This window comes from Actinocrinis sp., from assembly GCF_035938995.1.
Lineage (GTDB): Bacteria > Actinomycetota > Actinomycetes > Streptomycetales > Catenulisporaceae > DASZGI01.
The window spans coordinates 1-3,866 of sequence record NZ_DASZGI010000361.1; the positions used below are offsets into that span (position 1 = coordinate 1).

The following is a 3,866-nucleotide window of genomic DNA, read 5'->3' on the forward strand; positions in this document are numbered from 1 at the left end:
CCGAACTCGGGCATGTTGACGTAGATGTTCTCGTAGAAGTCGGTGCTCGGCACGACATACGTCTCGTGGAAGACGCCCAGGTCGGTCCGCCCGCCGCGCATGGCGCGGTTATACGCCGACCACGCGGGGTGGTGCAGCCGCTTCGGGTCCGACGCGTATTCGGAGAGCTTCTCGATGTTCTCCCAGTACTGCAGGGTCACGAACAGCCGGGGACCGCGCGTCAGCAGGCGGAACGAGAGCAGCCCGCTGTCCTTGTCCTGCATCAGTTCCCTGAGCATGCCGGGCATCGTCCAGAAGGACGACCACCAATGTCGCAGGCCCCGCAGCTTGTTGATTCGGGCGCCGATGAGAAAGACGATGATCCCGCCTTCCGCGTCGGCGATCTTGCGCCCTGGGATGGGCATCTCCTTCATGGGTACAACCCTCTCTCTCCCCCCTGCCGAGCCCGCCCCCCGAGTCTGGGTAGAGGTAATTTATTCTGGATGAAACATATCAATCATCCCTAAAATGTGGCTTTACCAGCAGAATCCTACGCAGCGCGGCAATACTCTGTGACAGTTCATGCACAGGAGATACGCGCTCGGATATTCCGATTCGTTTAAAGCTGAATCAGAGCTCGGCTCTGTAGATCGCGCGCGATGCGAGCGCGCGGGCGCGTCAGCCCGCTCCGCCAGCCCCCTCAGACCACTGCGACGGCCCGGCTGTCGAAGACCCGCTTGAGCGCCGCCTCCGCCGCGGTCGCCAGCGCGCCGAGGAGCACCGCGTCATCGCCGAGGAGGGCCGGCGCGACGCGGGGATGCAGCGGGGACAGCTCGTGCAGCGTCGCGTGCAGCGGATCGAGCAGCAGATCCGCGTTGCGCCCGATCCCCCCGCCGAGCACCACGAGCTCCGGGTCGAGCACCGCCGCGAGGGCCGCCACCGCGTGGGCCAGCCGGGCGGCCTCGTGCTCGACCACCTTGCCCGCCGTCGCGTCGCCGTTCCTGGCCGCGTCAAAGACCTGCTTCGCGCTGGTGACGCGGGCCATGCCGAACGCGCGGGCGAGCCGGGTGACGCCGTCGCCGTTGATCGCTTCCTCCAGGGTGCCGCGTCCGGGCGCGATCTCGCCGCTCGGCGCCTCGCCGTCGACGGGCAGCGGATACAGCGGCAGATAGCCGATCTCCCCCGCGGCGCCGTGGGCTCCCCGGAACACTTTGCCGTCGATCACGTACCCGGCGCCCACGCCGGTCCCCACCCACAGGTAGGCGAACAGCGGACACCCCTGGCCCGCACCCGCCGCGTACTCCCCCAGCGCGGCCAGGTCGGCGTCGTTGAGCAGGTCCAGGCCCGTCCCCAGCTCGTCGTGCAGCCGGTCGAAGAGCCCCGCCTTCTGCCAGCCGGGCAGGTTCACGGCGTAGCGGACCCGGTGCGTGCGCGGATCGATCACGCCCGGACCGCCGATCACCACGTGCGCGACGGAGCGCCAGTCGACCCCGGCGCCGTCCGCCACGGCGCGGGCGAGCGCGGCCGCGGCGCGGACCGTGGCGGGGGCGGTGCTGAACTTGTTGGGGGTGTCGCGCCGCTCGAGCTGCACCCCGTCGAGCCCGGCGATCGCCGCGCGGATCCACTCGCGGCCGATGTCCAGGCCGACCACGTACGCGGCCGTCGGGTCCGGCTCGTAGAGCACCGCCGCCCGCCCGCGTCCCCCGCCCTGCACCGTCTCACCGGTGCGGCGGACCAGACCGGCCCGCTCGAGGCTGGCCAGCGCCGCCGAGACCGTCGGCTTCGACAGGCCGGTCGAGCGCGCCAGCTCCGCCCGCGACGTGGTGCCTGCGTCGCGCAGCGCGTCGAACAGCACCTGCTCGTTGATGCTCCGGAGCACGCGCCGGTTCCACGGCTGGGTCGCGTCGCCGTCCACGGTCGATACAGCGTTCACACCGGCCAGCTTACGTGCGTGCGGTCTGCGTGGATGCCTGCGATGCGGACGCGGCGTTCCTCGCGGGGATTGTCAGAGCACGGGCGTACAGTTGGGCGCGCTTTGGACCTTCAGCACGTTGGACATTCAGCACAGCGCGAGGGATGAATGAGCCGGATGACGGACCGAACGACGGAACTGGTGGGCTACCCGGACGTGGCCGCGGCCGCCGGGCGGATCGCCGGGATCGCGGTGCGCACCCCCCTGCTGCCGTGCCCGTGGGCCGATCCGGACCGGCCGCTGTGGATCAAGGCCGAGTGCCTCCAGCCGACCGGCGCCTTCAAGATCCGCGGAGCGGTCAACGCGCTGGCGTGCCTGAGCCCCGAGCAGCGCGAACGCGGCGTGGTCGCGGTCTCCAGCGGCAATCACGCGCAGGCGGTGGCCTATGCGGCGGCCCGGTTCGGCATCCCGGCGCTCATCGCGATCCCGGAGGGGTCGGCACCGAACAAGGTCGCCGCGACCGAGGCGCTCGGCGCCGAGGTCGTGCGGGTGCCGGCCGCAGAACGCGAGCAGGCCGCCCGGAGCCTGGCCGCCGAGCGCGGCCGCACGCTCGTGCATCCGTTCGACGACCCGCGGGTGATCGCCGGCCAGGGCACCGTCGGCATGGAGATCGCCGCGCAGGCCGCCGAGCAGGGCGTCACCGTGGACACCGTGCTGGTCCCGGTCGGCGGCGGCGGCTTGATCTCGGGCATCGCCGCGGCGCTGGACGAGCTGATCCCCGAGGCCACCGTGCTCGGCGTCGAGCCCGAGTTCGCCGCCGACGCTCAGCAGTCCCTGCGCACCGGCACCCGCACCGCCTGGCCGGTCGAGGACACCTGGCGGACGATCGCCGACGCGCTGCGCGCGAGCAGTGTCGGCGAGCTGACCTGGCGTCACATCCAGGCCCTGGTCGACGACATCCTCGCGGTCCCGGAGGACGCCATCCGCTTCGCCGTGCGGGTGCTCGCGTTCCAGTCGCACCTCGTGGTCGAGCCCGGCGGCGCGACGGCCGTGGCCGGCTATCTGGCCCACCGCGCCGAGCTGCCGCCCGGCCGCACCTACGTCGCGGTGGTCAGCGGCGGCAACGTCGACGCGGACATCTACCTCGACCTGCTGGACTAGGGGTGTTTGGAAAGTCTCGCCAGGCCCGCGACACCTGCTGTGTGTTCGGCTCGCGTGTGGCGCGGCTGTAGCACGCGTCACGGGAAGGCGCCCCGCGGCACCGGGCTTTCGCGGCCGCCCCGGCCCCGCACGCGAGCAGCACGCTTGCTGCGTGGGCGAAGCACCCCTAGAGCTGCCGCGAACCGGATCACGGATCGGGACGTGTGATCAGTGCGCGCCTCTCGCGGCCGCAAGGCCGCGGCCCGGCGCACCGCGAACGGTCCATAACTTTCCCGAAAGCCGTTACAGGGCAGGATGACTCCGTGAGCACTCTCCTCGAACTGCACGACCGGGCGTTCGCCGAATTCGACCGCAGGGTGCATGTCATCCGAGACGACCAGTGGGCGGCCCCGACGCCCTGCGCCGATTGGACCGTTCGGGACCTGGTCAACCATCTGACCGCCGAGCAGCTGTGGGCTTCGCCGATGCTGGGCGGGGAGACCGTCGAGCTGGTCGGCGCCCGCTTCGACGGCGATGTGCTGGGCGTGGACCCGGTCAGCGCGTGGGAGTCGGCGGCGAACGCGGCGCGGGCCGCGTTCGCGGAGCCCGGCGCGCTGGAGCGGACCGTGCACCTGTCCTACGGGGACCGGCCCGCGCGCCACTACCTCGAAGAGATGATCGCCGACCTGGTGGTGCACGCCTGGGACCTGGCCCGCGGAATCGGCGTGGACCCCACGCTGGACCCCGAGCTGGTGGACCTGGTCCTCGCGTTCACCGCCCCGCACGCGGACTCGTTGGCCGCCTCAAGCGCGTTCGCCGAGCCGGTGCCGGTGCC

4 protein-coding genes are annotated in these 3,866 nt (G+C 71.6%); 2 read left to right on the forward strand and 2 right to left on the reverse strand.

The features are described 5' to 3' along the window. Together VGZ32_RS25245 and VGZ32_RS25250 are read right to left on the reverse strand one after the other, a co-directional pair. Positions 1 to 413, reverse strand: a 413-nt coding sequence (locus VGZ32_RS25245; protein WP_326888687.1) for a DUF4188 domain-containing protein, incomplete at its 3' end; no start/stop codon positions are given. A gap of 266 nt (positions 414 to 679) precedes the next feature. Then, positions 680 to 1,912 (reverse strand): ROK family transcriptional regulator, encoded by a 1,233-nt coding sequence (locus tag VGZ32_RS25250; protein ID WP_326888688.1) that lies wholly within the window; start codon positions 1,910 to 1,912, stop codon positions 680 to 682. A gap of 156 nt (positions 1,913 to 2,068) precedes the next feature. On the opposite strand from VGZ32_RS25250, the gene VGZ32_RS25255 reads away from it, so the two are divergent. Both VGZ32_RS25255 and VGZ32_RS25260 read left to right on the forward strand, forming a co-directional pair. Next, a complete protein-coding gene (locus VGZ32_RS25255; protein WP_326888689.1) occupies positions 2,069 to 3,052 on the forward strand; it encodes a threonine/serine dehydratase in 984 nt (327 codons plus the stop codon). A gap of 302 nt (positions 3,053 to 3,354) precedes the next feature. Then, on the forward strand, positions 3,355 to 3,866 hold a 512-nt coding region (locus VGZ32_RS25260), incomplete at its 3' end, for a TIGR03086 family metal-binding protein (protein ID WP_326888690.1).

Bases quoted from the DNA above. Each gene is read 5' to 3' on its own strand.
- VGZ32_RS25255 (WP_326888689.1), top strand. From the start codon at position 2,069: ATGACGGACCGAACGACGGAACTGGTGGGCTACCCGGACGTGGCCGCG.